Source organism: Calothrix rhizosoleniae SC01, from assembly GCF_900185595.1.
In the GTDB taxonomy this organism is placed as follows: Bacteria; Cyanobacteriota; Cyanobacteriia; order Cyanobacteriales; family Nostocaceae; genus Calothrix_A; species Calothrix_A rhizosoleniae.
On record NZ_FYBH01000382.1, the window covers coordinates 1 to 16,452 of the forward strand.

17 protein-coding genes are annotated in these 16,452 nt (G+C 41.3%); 12 read left to right on the plus strand and 5 right to left on the minus strand.

All coding sequences use genetic code 11. The annotated features are described in order from the left end of the window. Positions 1-1,308: serine/threonine protein kinase (locus CALSC_RS23290; RefSeq protein ID WP_143288350.1), on the plus strand; the 1,308-nt coding region annotated here is incomplete at its 5' end. Between the two features lie 108 nt (positions 1,309-1,416). Continuing rightward, the gene (locus CALSC_RS23295) at positions 1,417-1,593 is read left to right on the plus strand and encodes a Sec-independent protein translocase subunit TatA/TatB (protein WP_088243623.1); all 177 of its coding nucleotides are present in this window, start codon (positions 1,417-1,419) and stop codon (positions 1,591-1,593) included. A gap of 222 nt (positions 1,594-1,815) precedes the next feature. Here the strand turns inward: CALSC_RS23295 and cphA are convergent, their stop codons facing one another. The 3 genes from cphA to CALSC_RS23310 all read right to left on the minus strand — a co-directional run bounded on the left by cphA (position 1,816) and on the right by CALSC_RS23310 (position 5,957). Further along, on the minus strand, positions 1,816-4,515 hold the full coding sequence (gene cphA, locus CALSC_RS23300) for a cyanophycin synthetase (RefSeq protein WP_088243624.1): 2,700 nt from the start codon (positions 4,513-4,515) through the stop codon (positions 1,816-1,818). 173 nt (positions 4,516-4,688) lie between these two features. Beyond that, positions 4,689-5,552 carry a cyanophycinase gene (locus CALSC_RS23305; RefSeq protein WP_088243625.1) on the minus strand — a complete coding sequence of 288 codons (864 nt, stop codon included), beginning with the start codon at positions 5,550-5,552 and terminating at the stop codon, positions 4,689-4,691. 174 nt (positions 5,553-5,726) lie between these two features. Beyond that, positions 5,727-5,957, minus strand: a complete 231-nt coding sequence (locus CALSC_RS23310; protein ID WP_088243626.1) for a hypothetical protein — start codon at positions 5,955-5,957, stop codon at positions 5,727-5,729. Between the two features lie 228 nt (positions 5,958-6,185). Between CALSC_RS23310 and trmD the strand changes: the two genes are divergently transcribed. The 7 genes from trmD to argH all read left to right on the plus strand — a co-directional run bounded on the left by trmD (position 6,186) and on the right by argH (position 12,520). Next, positions 6,186-6,932, plus strand: a complete 747-nt coding sequence (gene trmD / locus CALSC_RS23315) for a tRNA (guanosine(37)-N1)-methyltransferase TrmD (protein WP_088243627.1) — start codon at positions 6,186-6,188, stop codon at positions 6,930-6,932. 44 nt (positions 6,933-6,976) lie between these two features. Continuing rightward, the gene (gene ispF, locus CALSC_RS23320; protein WP_088243628.1) at positions 6,977-7,453 is read left to right on the plus strand and encodes a 2-C-methyl-D-erythritol 2,4-cyclodiphosphate synthase; all 477 of its coding nucleotides are present in this window, start codon (positions 6,977-6,979) and stop codon (positions 7,451-7,453) included. Continuing rightward, on the plus strand, positions 7,428-7,682 hold the full coding sequence (locus tag CALSC_RS26755) for a hypothetical protein (RefSeq protein WP_159460684.1): 255 nt from the start codon (positions 7,428-7,430) through the stop codon (positions 7,680-7,682). Before ispF ends, CALSC_RS26755 begins: the two co-directional genes overlap by 26 nt. Before the next feature lie 61 nt (positions 7,683-7,743). Then, entirely contained in the window at positions 7,744-9,534 is a 1,791-nt protein-coding gene (locus tag CALSC_RS23330) for an ABC transporter substrate-binding protein (protein ID WP_407641970.1), read from the plus strand. A gap of 105 nt (positions 9,535-9,639) precedes the next feature. Next, entirely contained in the window at positions 9,640-10,425 is a 786-nt protein-coding gene (gene larB, locus CALSC_RS23335) for a nickel pincer cofactor biosynthesis protein LarB (RefSeq protein WP_088243630.1), read from the plus strand. A gap of 386 nt (positions 10,426-10,811) precedes the next feature. Next, on the plus strand, positions 10,812-11,024 hold the full coding sequence (locus CALSC_RS23340) for a hypothetical protein (RefSeq protein WP_088243631.1): 213 nt from the start codon (positions 10,812-10,814) through the stop codon (positions 11,022-11,024). A gap of 110 nt (positions 11,025-11,134) precedes the next feature. Further along, positions 11,135-12,520, plus strand: coding sequence for an argininosuccinate lyase (gene argH / locus CALSC_RS23345; RefSeq protein ID WP_088243632.1), 1,386 nt, complete (start codon positions 11,135-11,137; stop codon positions 12,518-12,520). A gap of 257 nt (positions 12,521-12,777) precedes the next feature. On the opposite strand, the gene CALSC_RS27115 is transcribed toward argH, so the two are convergent. Further along, positions 12,778-12,939 carry a hypothetical protein gene (locus CALSC_RS27115; RefSeq protein WP_200817728.1) on the minus strand — a complete coding sequence of 54 codons (162 nt, stop codon included), beginning with the start codon at positions 12,937-12,939 and terminating at the stop codon, positions 12,778-12,780. 452 nt (positions 12,940-13,391) lie between these two features. Here CALSC_RS27115 and CALSC_RS23350 point away from each other — a divergent pair, with 452 nt between their 5' ends. Together CALSC_RS23350 and CALSC_RS23355 are read left to right on the plus strand one after the other, a co-directional pair. After that, positions 13,392-13,877 carry an NUDIX hydrolase gene (locus CALSC_RS23350; protein ID WP_235006907.1) on the plus strand — a complete coding sequence of 162 codons (486 nt, stop codon included), beginning with the start codon at positions 13,392-13,394 and terminating at the stop codon, positions 13,875-13,877. Positions 13,878-13,941: 64 nt separating this feature from the next. Continuing rightward, positions 13,942-14,757, plus strand: coding sequence for an alpha/beta fold hydrolase (locus CALSC_RS23355; RefSeq protein WP_088243633.1), 816 nt, complete (start codon positions 13,942-13,944; stop codon positions 14,755-14,757). 171 nt (positions 14,758-14,928) lie between these two features. On the opposite strand, the gene CALSC_RS23360 is transcribed toward CALSC_RS23355, so the two are convergent. After that, a complete protein-coding gene (locus CALSC_RS23360; protein ID WP_088243638.1) occupies positions 14,929-15,705 on the minus strand; it encodes a pantothenate kinase in 777 nt (258 codons plus the stop codon). A gap of 250 nt (positions 15,706-15,955) precedes the next feature. Between CALSC_RS23360 and CALSC_RS23365 the strand changes: the two genes are divergently transcribed. Continuing rightward, a complete protein-coding gene (locus CALSC_RS23365) occupies positions 15,956-16,300 on the plus strand; it encodes a DUF760 domain-containing protein (RefSeq protein WP_088243634.1) in 345 nt (114 codons plus the stop codon). Positions 16,301-16,452: the final 152 nt, after the last annotated feature.

The window sequence follows — 16,452 nt, forward strand, 5'->3', positions numbered from 1 at the left end:
GTCAAGTTACTATCTTTTGGTAGTGACTTTGAGTGGAACGATCTCAAACTGTTTGAGAGGGAGGCTCAAATCTTAAAGACTTTATCCCATCCCTCAATCCCTCGTTATTTAGACTATTTTGAGGTGAATAATTTACCTCATATCAAAGGATTTGCCTTAGTCCAAACCTATATTGCCGCATCAACCCTAGAACAAATTAATCTAGCGCGTACTTTTAGTGAAATAGAAATTAAACAAATAGCTACGTCAATTTTAGAGATTTTAATTTATTTACATGGACTCAATCCACCTGTAATTCATCGAGACATTAAGCCTAGCAATATTTTATTAGGGGATCGCACTGGTAATAGTGTGGGTCAAATATATCTCATTGATTTTGGTTCTGTACAGACTGCTGCTGCTAAAGAGGGGGGAACTATGACAGTTGTGGGGACTTACGGATATATGCCCCCAGAGCAATTTGGTAGTCGTACCGTTCCTGCTTCTGATTTGTATAGCTTGGGTGCAACGTTAATTTATTTACTCACAGGTACCCATCCTGCTGATTTACCCCAAAAAGATTTACGGATTGACTTTCAGCAAAATACTAATATCAGCCCCGGTTTGACACGCTGGTTGAAACGACTTACCGAACCTAGTTTAGAACGGCGATTTTCCACAGCCATAGAAGCATTACAAGCATTACAACAGCCACAATGGAGCGATAATTTAGCAGTCCAAAAACCTACTGGTAGCAACATTCAACTACGCAAAAAGGAACATAAGTTAGAAATTATAATTCCTGGGGTGGGGTTTAATTGGAGCTCATTATCTGTGGGTTTATTTGCGATCGCTTGGAATTCTTTTATCACATTTTGGACTATTGGTGTGGTTTTTATGGCTCCATTCCCTTTAAATATTCCTTTTGTTTTGTTTTCATTACCATTTTGGGGAGCAGGTGTTTCCCTAGCATATATGTTTTTATTCCCCATTTTTGGACGTACTCGATTACTTATCAATCAACAGAAAATTTCCTTACAAAGAGATTTACTGGGATTCCGATTTAATGTAGAACGTCCTACAGGGAAGGAAAATATTACCAGAATAGAATGTGTTCCCCAATCTTTCAGCAACAATATGGAAAACAATAGATCTGGGCACCATAGTCTTCAAAATAGAGATACTGGCAAAATAATTATTTATGCTGGAGTACGTCAATATGAGATTAGTGGTAATGGTACTGGGATTCAATCAAAATGGGAAGTCCAATGGCTCGCAGGGGAGCTGAGTGATTGGTTAGGTATGCCACTAATGGGAGTGAGGGAGTGAGGGAGTGATGGGGTGATGGAAAGATCTAGAATTCTCAATCATCAACAGTTAACTGTTAACTGAATTAACCACTATATTGAAGAAAGGAATGATTGCCAGGAGATTTTTATGTTTGGACTGGGATGGCTAGAAGTGGGTGTAATTGCCATAGTCGCCATAGTGATTTTTGGACCCAAAAAAATTCCCGAGCTGGGTAGTACATTAGGTAAAACCTTACGAGGCTTTAAGGAGGAAATTAGTAATCCTAATGATGAAACCAATTCGGAATCAGAATCATCGCAGTGATGGACGAAAGGATAAAAAGATACAATCCCCCTAAATTTAGGGAGATTGTCATTTTTTCGGGTTTAACTATGCCCCTTTGGAGCGGACTTAGGGAAAGAATTAGCCTGTCCCTTCTGCCTTCAAAATAGGAGTTAGGTGGAGCGGGGTTGGGGGATAGGGAAGAGTTATTTTCATCCTTGATGGTGAAAATTTTTTTATCGAGACTGCCTTCTTCAAAAATGACTAGAGAATGTTGGCAACAGAAGAAGGAATACCAACTTGAGAATCCAAGGTGTTTGTAGATCCATTTTGTTGGGGAATTTCTTCTTTAACTACACCTCGAGCCTTAATTAAATTAATGGCGCGATTCACACTTTCTGGTAATATCACCACCAAACTATTATCGGGAGCTTCATCCAAAGCTTTATTGATTGCTTGAGTTTCATCCAGAACTAGTTCGTAGTTACAGTCTGGGCTGATTTGCTGGATACCTTGAGAAATTAAATCTCCTCCTGAACCCCTTTTTCTACCACGAGTGTCATCATCTTCTTTGACAATAATCCGATCAAAAATTTGTGCTGATAACTTACCTAGGGTCACAAAATCTTCATCCCGACGATCACCAGGTCCACCAATCACACCAATGCGATCGCCTGTTGTCCAATTACGAACAAAAGCACCCAATGCTTCATAACTAGCTGGATTGTGGGCATAATCAACTAGAGCATGGTAGTTCCCCAAGTTAAACAAATTCATTCTTCCCGGTGTTTGACTAACAGAAGCCCGGAAGGTATTCAAACCGGAGCGAATTTGCTCAATGGTCACATTTTGCACAAATGCTGCCAGAGAAGCTGCCAAAGCGTTAGCAATCATAAATGGCGCTTTTCCGCCCATAGTTAAGGGAATATTATCAGCTCTTTCAATTCTGTGAGTCCAATCCCCTTTGAGGATTGACAAAAAGCCATTTTCATATACTGCTGCCACCCCTCCCCTTTGGATATGGTTTTTCACCAATTCGGAATCGGGGTTCATGGTGAAGTAGGCGATGTTAGCTTTGGTTTTCTCAGCCATTACCGCTACCCGATGATCGTCGGCATTCAGCACCGCATAACCATTGGGGAATACAGATTCTGAGACGATACTCTTGAGATGAGCCAACTGATCAATGGTATCAATATCTCCCAGACCTAAATGGTCGGCAGCAACGTTTAATACCACACCCACATTCGCATAATCAAATGCTAAACCAGAACGAAGGATGCCACCCCGCGCCGTTTCCAGCACAGCAACTTCCACTGTTGGGTCTTGTAAAATTAATTGGGCGCTTTGGGGTCCAGTATTATCCCCCGCTTCTACCAAGTAATCACCGATATAAGTTCCATCTGTAGTTGTATAACCAACAACTTTATTTGTCTGCCTAAATATATGTGCTAATAACCGGGTAGTAGTAGTTTTACCATTAGTACCTGTGACAGTCAAAATTGGTACACGGCTTGGCTTATCAGCAGGGAACAGCATATCCATGACTGCACCAGCTACATTGCGGGGAATCCCTTTACTGGGAGCAACGTGCATCCGGAATCCGGGAGCTGCATTCACTTCCACAATCACCCCATCAACTTCTCTTAAGGGGCGACTAATGTCTGTGGTCACAATATCCATCCCGGCTATATCTAAACCAATAATCTTCACTACCCGTTGTGCTAACCAGACATTTTCGGGGTGGATTTCATCGGTACGATCTATGGCGACTCCACCAGTACTTAAGTTAGCAGTGGGTCGTAGATAACACACCTGTCCCTCTGGCAAAATGCTATTTTCCCTATAACCTTGCCGTTCCATCAACTGATAACTAGTATGATCTAGTTCAATTTTGGTGAGTACGTTATCATGACCTTCTCCACGGTTCGGGTCTCTATTGGTTTCTTCTAGTAATTCAGTGATGGTCGATTTCCCATCACCCAAAACATGGGCGGGAACTCGCTCGGCAACTGCCACAACTTTGCCATCAATCACCAGTACCCGGTGATCCCGTCCCACATAATATCGTTCCACAATTAAAGAACGAGAAACTTGTCTGGCACTATCGTATGCGGCTTCAGCTTCTTCCCAACTTCTAATATCAGTAGTAATACCTCGTCCGTGGTTACCATCCAAAGGTTTAATTACAATCGGATAGCCACCAACCAATTCAATAGCATCTTCTAACTCATCAAAAAAGTTAATTACCGTACCCTTAGGTACAGGCACTCCAGAATCAGCCAAAATGCGTTTGGTTGCTTCCTTATCGCAAGCCAGTTCTACTCCCAAAATGCCAGTATTTTCTGACATAGTGGCTTGTATGCGCTTTTGGTGTACTCCATATCCCAACTGAATTAAAAAGCGAGCTCCCAGGGTTGTCCACGGAATCCCTCTTTTCTCCGCTTCTTTGATCATTGCCTCTGTGGAAGGACCAAGACTAGCTTCTCGCCAAAAATCTTGCAAATCCTGGATATCTTGTTCTAATTCGGCTTTGGGATAACGACCGCGATCTACAATACTTTGGCACAGACGCACTGCGGCTCTACCGGCGTAGCGTCCTGCTTCTTCGTTTACATACTCAAAAACTACCTGATACACCCCTGGGGTTGAAGTTTCACGGGTGCGGCCAAAGCCTGCATTCATACCAGCTAATGACTGGAGTTCTAGGGCTACATGTTCCACAATATGACCCATCATGGTGCCTTCACGCACTCGCATGAGAAATCCGCCATGACAGCCTGGGGAACAAAAATGATCCTGCAAACTTGGTAATGCTTCTACTAATCCGTCGTAGAAGCCAGGGATTTCATTAGAGGGTGTATCGGCAAGGTGCTCTAAGTCGAGGCGCATGACGATCAACTTGTGGCGTCGAATGCTCCAATAATTGGGGCCGCGTAAGGTCTGTATCTTCAGGATTCTCATGGGAATAGGTAGATGGAGATTCGGAACCAAAATTCTAGTTTCTTACTGGGATTAACCACTTCACTGTTAGCTGCAAACAGTTTTTTTCTGTTTACATCGTCGTATCCTTAATTTATCTAGTGTAACGTCGAATTTCGCGGTCAACTTAGTGTAACCTCAGATACCCGATTCCGTCAGCTGGATAGGCGATATACTGCGGGTAAAACTGTGCGTTGGTACAGGTGAAAACAATCACCGTGACCAAGGATATGTAAACGTAAGTTGTGAATGGTTAAAGGCTCGCTTGCTCCAACATGGGGCTCATTGGTGTGAGTCACTTCTGTGGGATCAACAATTGTCACGGCTCCTTTACCTATGACTTGTAACCATCCATCTCGTTCAAATAAAGCACAGGTGTCTTCATCTATACCAATACCCAAGCGATCAGGATGGGATGATATGGCACTAATAAGTCTACCCATACGATTGCGATTGTGAAAGTGTTGATCCACAATTACTTCTGGAATTAGACCTAAGCCTGTTGCCATGTCCACTAGGGAACGATTTGGAGATTCGCCACTACCACCTCCTGCAATCATATGATGACCCATTACGGCGGCTCCGGCACTGGTACCAGCTAAGGTTAGCTGCCCAGCTCTAACACGCTTGCGGATAATTTCCATAGCTGGAGTATCGGCTAAAACACCACAAAGACGTAATTGGTCTCCTCCAGTAAAAAATACCCCTGTACAAGATTCCAGGGATGTTTGATAATCTCGGTATTCGCACTGTTCGCGTTCCCTAATATCTAATAATTCTATCTTCTTTGCCCCCATTTCTTCAAAAATCCGAATATAGCGCTCGCCAATTATGGACGGTTCGCGGGAGGCAGATGGAATAATAGTAATATAGGCATCGCTAGCACCAGCACGAGCAAAAAAAGTTCTCAGAATCTCGCGTCCGTGAACTTTATCTTCTGCGCCTCCGATAACTAGAACGGCGGTTTTGGTTGCTTGGGGTGTCCTCATTTCCAGCGACTTAGCTTTTAATTGCGGCATTGTGTTTCTCCTGTCAACAACTTCAGGTGAATGAAACAAGGTTAGTAGCCTGATAATTTTCCATAGTGCCCTTGTGTAAAGGACACTGCACGCAGTTGGATCGACTCCTGAAGTTTTGAGCGCCAGAAGCTGCTCTATCCTTATGGGAAGTTGCTATTTCACCTTTCCTTTCGGTCAGGGCTTCGCTCCATGAGAGTACCAAGTATTCTCACATAAACACTCCTGGAAAGCCACCGCTCCAACTTCTCGGTTGACGGGAGAGACGCCGCTAATTTCATGTGTCCGTTCCCGTTTTTCAACACCAGCCACCTTGTTGCTTACCTGTTTTTTGTTCCCAATTTGACAAAATACTGCTTGGAGGAAGCAGGGGTTGACACGGGTTCGCCCGAGGCTGGCTCGATGCATCCTGGAAGTTGTTAACCTAGTTCAGATAATGAATTTAGATGTAGATGTGACAATATTTAAACATAAATTAAGTAATTAGAAAAATTTTTGCTCCCATTAGGGAACCACAATATTTCTAATACCTATGTACATGATTGATGTGGTTTATCTTTAGTTTGACCCAACATCTGTTTGCGGTTTTATTTAGACATTCACATTTAAGATTAGTGTCCTCCAATACGAATTACTGTGCGCTTTGATATAGTTACCCTGTTTCCCGACTGTTTTACTTCTGTTTTAAATTCTGGTCTACTTGGTAGAGCCTTGTCAAAACAGATTGCCCAAGTAAATTTGGTTAATCCTAGGGATTTTACCAATGATAAGCATCGTAAGGTTGATGATGAACCCTACGGTGGTGGTGTGGGTATGCTGATGAAGCCGGAGCCTATTTTTGCTGCTGTGGAGTCGCTGCCCATTTTACCGCGTAGAGAGGTGATTTTGATGAGTCCTCAAGGAGAAACGATGAATCAACCTTTATTACGAGATTTAGCTAGTAATTATGACCAATTGGTCGTAATTTGTGGCCATTATGAAGGTGTGGATGAGCGAGTATTAAATTTAGTCACTCGGGAGATATCTCTGGGGGATTTTATTCTCACTGGGGGAGAAATCCCAGCTATGACTTTAATTAATGGTGTTGTTCGCTTGTTACCAGGAACGGTTGGCAAGGTAGAATCTCTGAAGGTGGAAAGTTTTGAGGATGGTCTTTTGGACTTCCCTCAATATACTCGTCCGGCAAATTTTCGCGGTTGGCAAGTTCCTAATGTATTACTGTCTGGAAATCATGCCAAAATTGCCCAATGGCGATATGAACAACAGATAAAGAGAACTAGTATACGTCGTCCTGATATGCTCAAGGCTTGGCAGGAGAGAAAGCATCAACATCAGAAAAATGGCAAACCCAATAATTCGGAAAATTCCCACAATCCAGAATAATTTTTGATAAATTCACACATGAAGAATTACGAAATAACTCAAAAATGAATATCCGTATTGGTAATGGCTATGATATCCACAAATTGGTTAGCGATCGCCCTTTGATTTTAGGTGGGGTAAATATTCCCCATCAATTGGGCTTATTAGGTCATAGTGATGCTGATGTGCTCACCCACGCCATTATGGATGCTATGTTAGGAGCTCTGTCTTTGGGAGATATTGGACATTATTTTCCCCCTAGTGATCCGCAATGGTCAGGAGCAGATAGTTTAATTTTACTTGCTCAAGTGGATAGTTTAATTAAAGATCAGGGATGGCAAATTAGTAACATTGATTCTGTTGTTGTTGCTGAAAAACCAAAACTGAAACCCCACATCCAAAAAATGCGGGATAATTTGGCAGGAGTTTTACAATTAGAACCCAATCAAGTGGGAGTTAAAGCCACAACTAATGAAAAATTAGGCCCTGTGGGACGAGAAGAAGGTATTTGTGCTTATGCTGTTGTTTTACTCTCACAGTGATGGAGGGATGGAGGGATGGAGTGATGGAGGGAAGGAGAGATGGAGGGAAGGAGAGATGGAGGGATGGAGGGAAGGAGGGAAGGATGGATGGAGTGTAGACGCGGTAGCGGCTTCTCGCAGAGTAGAAATTAAAACTCTTAATTCCTACCTCTTAACTCCGAACTGCCAACCATCAACTAACAACCAACAACCAACAACTAACAACCAACAACTAACAACTAACAACTAACAACCAACAACTAACAACTAACAACTAACAACTAATTAAAGAGCATCTAGCAAGTATTTATATGATGAAATTTCCTCGGTTTTTGTCTTCCATACGGCGTTTTTGGTTACCTATTATCCTGATTGGCACAACATTACTAACTGTTGTGGCTTGTAACCCAAGTAATTTTCAGTCTAAGGCTGTTGCGAAGGTACCCCAACTAGTACAAAGCATCCTCAGTGACCCCAAAACCTTCAATTATGCTTTGAGTCAAGAATCCCCCAATATTTTTGGTTTAACTTTTGAAGGCTTGGTGAGTGAAAATCCCATTACTGGTGAAATTGAACCGGCGTTGGCAGAATCCTGGAAAGTTTCTGATGATAAATTAAGGATTGTTTTTACTCTCCGCCCAAATTTGAAATGGTCTGATGGTCAACCATTGACTGTGGATGATGTGATATTTACTTACAATGATATTTATTTCAATGAAAAAATTCCTACAGATGCTAGGGATGTTCTACGGATTGGTCAGAGTCGTCAACTACCCAAGGTAAGAAAAGTAGGCGATCGCCAGGTAGAGTTTGTTACCAAAGAACCCTTTGCACCCCTATTACGCACCACTGGATTGGTAATTTTACCTGCTCACGCTTTAAGGGAATCTGTAACTAAAAGGGACTCTGAAGGTAAGCCGCAATTTCTCACAAAATGGAGTGTGGATACTCCCCCTGATCAGCTAGTTGTTAATGGTCCTTACAAGCTAGAACGTTATGTTACCAGTCAACGGGTAGTATTTCGTCGTAACCCCTATTACTGGCGTAAAGGTAAGCAAGGAGAAACCCAGCCGCATATTGAAAGAGTGATTTGGGAAATCGTGGAATCTACTGACACATCATTGTTACAGTTTCGTTCTGGTAGTTTAGATTCTGTAGGTATAACTCCAGAATATTTTTCCTTACTGAAACGGGAAGAAAAGCGGGGTAACTTTAAAATTTATAATGGTGGTCCCACTCCAACGCGGTTATTTATGTTTTTTAATCTGAATAAAGGTAAAAGAGATGGGAAACCGTTAGTCGATCCAATTAAGTCACGCTGGTTTAATAATGTTTCTTTTAGACAAGCTGTAACTTATGCCATTGATCGGCAAAAAATGATTAATAATACTTATCGTGGTTTGGGTGTTCTGCAAAATTCCCCCATCGCCGATCAAAGTCCTTACTATTTATCTCCGGAAGAAGGATTGAAGGTATACAAGTATAATCCCGCAAAGGCGAAGCAATTATTAACGAAAGCCGGGTTTAAGTATAACCAACAAGGCGAATTATTAGATCAGGATGGAAATCGAGTTCGCTTTACTTTACTTACCAATGCTGGAAAAAAGATTCGGGAAGCAGTTGGCGCACAAATAGCCCAGGATTTGAGTAAAATTGGAATTCAAGTTGATTTCACCCCTTTAGCTTGGAGTGCCTACACAGATAAGCTTTCTAATAGTTTGGAATGGGATGCTGGTATTATTGGTTTCGGCGCAGGAGTGGAACCAAATGATAGTGCCAATCTCTGGACTGCGGATGGGGGACTACATATGTTTAACCAGAAACCCCAAGCCGGACAAAAACCAATTCAAGGACGGGAAATATCTGATTGGGAAAAAGAAATTGAGCAGCTTTATATTAAAGGCGCACAGGAGTTTGATGATGTGAAGCGCAAGGAAATTTATGCCGAAACCCAACGGATTACCCAGGAATATTTACCTTTTATTTATCTTGTCAACCCCTATTCTCTGGCGGCGGTAAGAAATCGCTTCCAAGGTATTCAATATACTGCTCTTGGTGGTGCATTTTGGAATATTCATGAAATCAAAATCACGGAGAATTAATTCGGTTGTTAGTTGTTAGTTGTTAGCTGTTAATTGGTGGTTATCAACTCTTTGTGATGTTAAAAATCTAAAATCTAAAATCTAAAATCTAAAATCCAAAATCGGATGACTGATGAAAAAAAATTGCGATCGCTCTTAGAATCCATTGCCAGTGGTAATTTAACCCCAGATGCGGCTTTAAATCAGCTTAAGCACCTTGCTTATGAACCCATAGGAGAATTTGCCAAAATTGACAATCATCGTGCCTTACGCACCGGTTTTCCCGAGGTAATTTGGGGACCAGGAAAAACTCCTGGACAAATTGCCCAAATTATGAATGTCATGCGCCAAAAGAATTCCGTTGTCATGGCGACGCGCATTGAATCCAATGTTTATGTTGCCGTGCGATCGCAAGTCAGGGATTTACGATACTATGAATCAGCAAAAATTTGCGCCATTGCTCCCTCAACCATAGAAACCCGTTATCCCGGCATTATTGGCATTCTGTCGGCGGGTACTGCCGATTTACCCGTTGCAGAAGAAGCTGCCCTCACTGCTGAACTATCTGGCTTCCAAGTCCAGCGTCTTTGGGATGTGGGTGTTGCTGGCATTCACCGCTTGCTGGATAATCGCCACTTGATTACATCCGCATCCGTATTAATCGTAGTCGCAGGTATGGAAGGAGCATTACCCAGCGTCGTCGCCGGTTTAGCCGATTGTCCTGTGATTGCCGTACCCACAAGTATTGGTTATGGAGCCAGTTTTAATGGACTAGCACCCCTCTTGACAATGCTTAATTCTTGTGCTGCTGGTATTGGTGTAGTCAATATTGATAATGGTTTTGGTGCGGCGATATTGGCTGGACAAATTTTACGCACAGTATCCAAATTACCGAGAGATGGCATCTTTTAAGGAGAGGAGTAGGGAGTAGGGAGTAGGGAGCAGAGAGCAGGGGGAAGGAAAAATTCTACTTGTATCTACTTAACCTGAGTTCGGGATAAGCTCAAACCCTGATTATATCGTTACATGATTTTGGTCTTCATAAACGTATTTGCGTTGTTTCAGGCATTAATCAGCCTCTCAAAGTGAAATAAAGCTCCTTAACCCGAACTGAGGTTACTTAGGTAATTGATGGTGAAAAATTTTTACATTGGGGCTGCCTTTCTTCTGTAACTACTGGCAAAATTGAATTATCGAGTTAAAGTTGTCTTGATAACTAGGGAAAATCTCCAGTATTATTTTTTCTGGTCATCATACTTATTAAACTTACAACCTTTGTCAAACTTTGGTTAAAAAATATGCATCTATATCAAGATTCCATGTCTAATTTGGTTGGATATACACCAACACCAATTAGAGGAACAGTGATAGCACAAGCAGTTAGGGATGCCGATGTAATGGGGCAAATGCAAAAATCCTTCAACAACTTTGTGCAATCAGGTCAAATTTGGGCACTGTTGATTGGATTGGTAATCGGTTATATGATTCGGAGTCTAACTAGTTACGGTTAGAGTGAAGAATGAGGAGGGAAGGAGGGAAGGAGGTAAAGAGTGAAAACTCTGAACTCCTAACTCATAACTCCTAATTCCTAAATCTTACATTTCCCTTCTATCCTCTCATTATGACTGAAAAGAAAACGTGGAGTCAGAGGTTTGAATCTGCCCTCAATCCAGCGATCGCTCGCTTTAATGCTAGTATCGCTTTTGATATAGAATTAATTGACCATGACCTGACAGGATCCATTGCTCATGCCCAAATGTTAGGTCATACGGGTATTATTCCCCATACGGAAGTAGAGCAATTGGTTGCAGGTTTAGAAAAAATTCGCCAGGAATATCACCAAGGAGAATTTAATCCAGGTATTGAGGCGGAAGACATCCATTTTGCCGTTGAGCATCGCCTAGTGGAAATTGTCGGGGATGTTGGCAAAAAACTACACACAGCACGTTCCCGTAATGACCAAGTGGGTACGGATACTAGACTGTATCTACGGGAACAAATTCAGCAAATCCGCCAACAATTAAAAGATTTGCAAACGGTTTTACTAGATATAGCAGAAAATAATTTAGAAACCTTAATCCCCGGTTATACTCACCTACAACGTGCCCAACCCTTGAGTTTAGCCCACCACCTCTTAGCATATTTCCACATGTCACAACGGGACTGGGAACGGCTAGGGGATGTATCTCGGCGGGTAAATATTTCACCTCTGGGATCTGGTGCTTTGGCAGGAACAACTTTTCCTATTGATCGCCATTACACTGCTAAATTATTAGAATTTGACGATGTTTATGCCAATAGCTTAGACGGGGTGAGCGATCGGGATTTTGCCATTGAATTTTTGTGTGCAGCCAGTTTGATTATGGTTCATCTCAGCAGGCTCTCTGAGGAAATTATTCTTTGGGCTTCTGAAGAATTTGGCTTTGTGACTCTCAAAGATAGCTGTGCTACAGGGTCTAGTATTATGCCCCAAAAGAAAAATCCCGATGTTCCCGAATTGGTTAGAGGGAAAACAGGTCGCGTCTTTGGTCATCTCCAGGCAATGTTGGTAATTATGAAGGGTTTACCTTTAGCATATAATAAAGACCTCCAAGAAGATAAGGAAGGTCTTTTTGATGGTGTCAATACAGTTAAAAGCTGTTTGCAAGCCATGACGATTTTACTACAGGAAGGTCTAGAATTTCGTCCCCAACGCCTAGCCGCAGCAGTAGCCGCAGACTTTTCTAATGCTACTGATGTTGCTGATTATTTAGCAGCGAGGGGAGTACCTTTTCGTGAAGCCTATAATTTAGTGGGCAAAGTAGTTAAAACGAGTATTGCTGCGGGTAAACTACTGAAAGATTTGACCTTGTCAGAATGGCAACAACTACATCCAGCATTTGCCGAGGATATTTATGAAGCAATTTCTCCCCATCAGGTAGTTTCTGCCCGTAACAGCTATGGAGGTACGGGATTTACCCAAGTAAGGCAAGCAATTATTGATGCTCGTAAACAAGTATCTACCTAATACCATTTTAGATTGTAGATTTTGGATTAATCAATTTTTGCCTACTGTTCCCTATTCTCTACTCCCTGTTCCCGATTTCTGCAATCAGTCCAATAATAATTAAGGGCATACATCACGTATGCCCCCGAAAACAAGAATTTTAAAGAAGTGAACTTCCTGCACTGCAGATTCCAATTGGTGTAGGCTTCCGGCTTCTTTGACAGAAATCCTTCCATCTTGGAGCTTCTGTCTATCAAAATTCATTACAGTTAAGTCGTTTAATCAGTATCAGCTGCTGCTGTACTTTCTTCTTCAGATTTTGGTGGTCTTTGTTGGAACCTTCTTTGGAAACGTCCTGTAGTAGTCCGTTTACGAAACTTACGGGCATACGCCTGGTTTCGTAGCGCCTTTTCTTTTTTCGGGTTACGGCGCTTTGCCATGTTCACCTCAATTTAATAAACAACAAGAATATCAATCCAGACGGATGTTAGCTAATGTGAGCTACCGATACTTTGCGGTATACTTTTAGCCTAGATTGTCTATCAATATATTTCAATAGCAATCTAGATTATCCCATTTGCCTGTGTTATGTCAATCCTCTATTCCCACAGAAGATGGTGGTAAGGCAAAGGAATGTAGATGTATTGACAGCTTATCTAGGATAGGAAGAAATAAAAATACTATGTAAAATATTACACTGAGGAAGAAAAGCAGTGTTAGAATTTTGTTAATACTGGCAAAAGTTTGACTTGTTGCCTGATATATGGTTATAAATATCTATCTTTATGATACTACCCTTAGTTTACCTAGGATGAATATTTGTATTGGATTTAAAAATAATAGGACAAATTTTGACATTAATAACATTAAGTATAATTTAAGGTTAAATATTTTGGCTTTTTTCACCGTGGCAATCCAATCTACTCGCAGTTTATGGCGTTTTGGACAAACTGTACTGGGGGTCATCTTTCGTCATCCAATCCCTGGTACTAGTATTATTCCAATTTTGCCTGATGGTCGAATTGTCCTCATTCGACGCAGGGATAATGGTCTTTGGGGATTACCAGGAGGGATGGTTGACTGGGGTGAAGATATTCCAACTTCTGTACAACGGGAGTTAATGGAGGAAACAGGACTGGAATTGGTAAATATTCGCCGATTAGTAGGAGTTTACTCTTCACCGGACCGTGATCCCAGAATTCATTCCATTTGTGTGGTAGTAGAAGCAGAAGTTAAAGGGACAATGGAGGTTCACGATACCTTAGAAGTCATGGAAATTCAGGCTTTCTCTGCCGATGCTCTACCTCCTGGGAAAATGTCCCATGACCATAGTCGCCAATTGCAAGACTACTTACAAGGCTTAACTAGGTTAGCTTAGGGCTATAAATGGAGGATTAGGTGTAAAATTTGCAGTTGCCATTTCATAAGCTATATAAATACAAATGGGTAATTTGTTCCGTAATTCCCGCAGAAAAATTTCTCAAGGGTTATTATTTTGGCGAGAAATTGGAGTAGGAGCACCGATAATTTTCTTACATGGTGCTTGGGATGATAGTAGTCAATGGCTATCAGTAATGGATTTACTGGGGCAGAATTTTCACTGTTTTGCCCCAGATTTATTAGGATTTGGAGAATCAGAATATCCTCATGTTCACTACTCTGTTGATTTACAGGTGGAATGCCTCAGAGAATTATTACAGGCTTTGAATTTAGAACGGGTTACCTTCGTGGGACATTCCCTTGGTGGTTGGGTGGCTGCTAGTTACGCTTTAAAGTATCCAGAGCAAGTGTCTAGTTTAGTTTTGTTAGCACCGGAGGGAGTTGCAACCGAGGGGTATCAAAAACGTTGTCAAAAAATTCAGGCTTTAGTGCAACGAGCACCGTGGATGTTTAAATTATTGCGATTATTAACTTTGCTGACTAAAGTTGTCGGTTTTAAAATTAATTTTGCTCAAGATTGGCAACAAAAACAAATGATTGATCGCCATTCTACCGCTAGTCAGATGTTATTTCTGCGCCAGTTACCAGAAATTGCAGCAGAATTATTGCAAGATAAACTGGATGTGATGAAAGCACCTACTTTGATTTTACAAGGTAGACAGGATGAGGAATACGCTTTGAATGCTAGCAAAGCTTATGCTTATTTTATCCCGAAAGCAGAATATAAAATTATTGCCCACGGAGATAATCAATTACCCAGGTCTTGTGCTGCTGTTGTGGCTGGGGATATTCAGGATTTCATCCAGCAATATATTTAGCTGGATCAAAAATTCGTCCTACGGAGTAGGTTCCAGAAAGATAATCTCCACCGGAAGTCTTAACCTACTTCTGATATGGATGTAGAAATATCAGCTGGAGATGTAGCACTACGCGTATAGGTTAAGACATTGTTGAAGCAGCAAACCGATGAACAGTAAACTTATTACTTGTTACTTGTTGCTTGCGCGTAGCGCTATAATTTCTCCCATTCCCAGAAATATTAAATTTGCTTCCATAATCAAATGTTTAGCGATCGCCGGGAACTGGAGTTGGAGATAATTAACTAAAATTTGGCGATCACCTCCAGTAATCACGACTTTTCCTTGGGGAAAATCTCTCCACCATATCTCAACAAAGTCTTTAATCCCCGCCATTATTGTATAAATAATTCCACTTTGTATCGCTTCTTGCGTATTTATAGCATATCTGGGAGGCAGTTGCAGAGGTAGATTCACATGGGGTAATTGCCCAGTTTTCTCACCCAGAGTCGAAATTTGTAAACCTAATCCGGGAAGAATTGCTCCTCCCACTAAACTACAGTTAATGTCAGCACTAGTAAATGTGAGAGCCGTACCCCCATCAATTACTAGTATGGGAAAACCCCAAGTCTTACCAGCACCCCATAATGCCAAAGCACGGTCAATACCCAAACTAGAATATACACCCTGTAGAGGTACTTGCTCTAAAGTAATAATACGAACATTATGATGCTTATGCCAAAGTTTAGTTTGACTGGGAACTACAGAAGCAATAAACAAATTTTCAGGAACATGGTGAGCCAAGGCGGTGGAAATATTTTCTGGGAGAAAGTCAGATGAAAATTGTTCCTGAGTTAGAGAGTTGACTAGCCGATGGATTGTAGATGTGCCAAAATAGTCAGTATCCCAAGTTAGCTCCAGACCTTTTTGAGTGAATAATCCCCAATGTAAACGGGAATTGCCTATCATTAAAGCCAAATAAGTTTCCACAGATTATTAAAGCAATAGTATAGAGTAAAATTAAATCAGAGTTGTAAACTACCTAGTTATTAAGCAGAAATGCTCCTATGGAGAGAAAATCCCCTGCTTTTGGTACGGTTACAACCACTGCTAAGGGGAAAATACATTGCTACATTAGATTATAGAAATATATTACGACCACACCAATATATTAATTAACAAACTTTGACTGCTATTCCAGTTGAAAAGGAGGTTAAGCATGAGTAATAAATCTAATAAAGTATCAGAATTTTTTAATAGTGAGTCAGAAACAGAAAACTTACTATTGCAGTATGTTAAATCTTTAAGTCCGGAGGCTGTCACCCAACTATCTAAGCCTAAATCACAAGAAGTCTTCCAAGTTATGGAACATAACATTATAGGGCTTTTGGGAAATTTACCTCCAGAGCAGTTTGGGGTAACTATCACCACAAACAGGGAAAATTTGGGTCGGCTACTAGCATCAGCTATGATTAGTGGTTATTTTTTACGTAATGCCGAGCAAAGAATGGATTTTGAAGTTGCTCTGCAAGGTACTGCGACAGAACCAGGCACAATAGAGTAGTAAAGTTTGGCATAAATGAACCTACGAAAGCAAAATGGTTTTGACTTTTGACTTCCGCGCAGTGGTGGTAGGGCTCCCAAGTTATTTGCAGCACATATTCTTTCATATTCAAACTTAATAACCTAATTGATAGTATTTGGTCATTCATTAGA

What these genes read in the sequence shown, in the direction of transcription:
- CALSC_RS23355 (WP_088243633.1), top strand. Translation starts at nt 13,942, where the DNA reads ATGGGTAATTTGTTCCGTAATTCCCGCAGAAAAATTTCTCAAGGGTTA.
- CALSC_RS26755 (WP_159460684.1), top strand. Translation starts at nt 7,428, where the DNA reads ATGCTGTTGTTTTACTCTCACAGTGATGGAGGGATGGAGGGATGGAGT.
- CALSC_RS23340 (WP_088243631.1), top strand. Translation starts at nt 10,812, where the DNA reads ATGCATCTATATCAAGATTCCATGTCTAATTTGGTTGGATATACACCA.
- CALSC_RS23365 (WP_088243634.1), top strand. Translation starts at nt 15,956, where the DNA reads ATGAGTAATAAATCTAATAAAGTATCAGAATTTTTTAATAGTGAGTCA.
- CALSC_RS23310 (WP_088243626.1), bottom strand. Translation starts at nt 5,957, where the DNA reads ATGCATCGAGCCAGCCTCGGGCGAACCCGTGTCAACCCCTGCTTCCTC.
- CALSC_RS23295 (WP_088243623.1), top strand. Translation starts at nt 1,417, where the DNA reads ATGTTTGGACTGGGATGGCTAGAAGTGGGTGTAATTGCCATAGTCGCC.
- larB (WP_088243630.1), top strand. Translation starts at nt 9,640, where the DNA reads ATGACTGATGAAAAAAAATTGCGATCGCTCTTAGAATCCATTGCCAGT.
- ispF (WP_088243628.1), top strand. Translation starts at nt 6,977, where the DNA reads ATGAATATCCGTATTGGTAATGGCTATGATATCCACAAATTGGTTAGC.
- CALSC_RS27115 (WP_200817728.1), bottom strand. Translation starts at nt 12,939, where the DNA reads ATGGCAAAGCGCCGTAACCCGAAAAAAGAAAAGGCGCTACGAAACCAG.
- CALSC_RS23330 (WP_407641970.1), top strand. Translation starts at nt 7,744, where the DNA reads ATGATGAAATTTCCTCGGTTTTTGTCTTCCATACGGCGTTTTTGGTTA.
- argH (WP_088243632.1), top strand. Translation starts at nt 11,135, where the DNA reads ATGACTGAAAAGAAAACGTGGAGTCAGAGGTTTGAATCTGCCCTCAAT.
- CALSC_RS23305 (WP_088243625.1), bottom strand. Translation starts at nt 5,552, where the DNA reads ATGCCGCAATTAAAAGCTAAGTCGCTGGAAATGAGGACACCCCAAGCA.
- cphA (WP_088243624.1), bottom strand. Translation starts at nt 4,515, where the DNA reads ATGAGAATCCTGAAGATACAGACCTTACGCGGCCCCAATTATTGGAGC.
- CALSC_RS23360 (WP_088243638.1), bottom strand. Translation starts at nt 15,705, where the DNA reads ATGATAGGCAATTCCCGTTTACATTGGGGATTATTCACTCAAAAAGGT.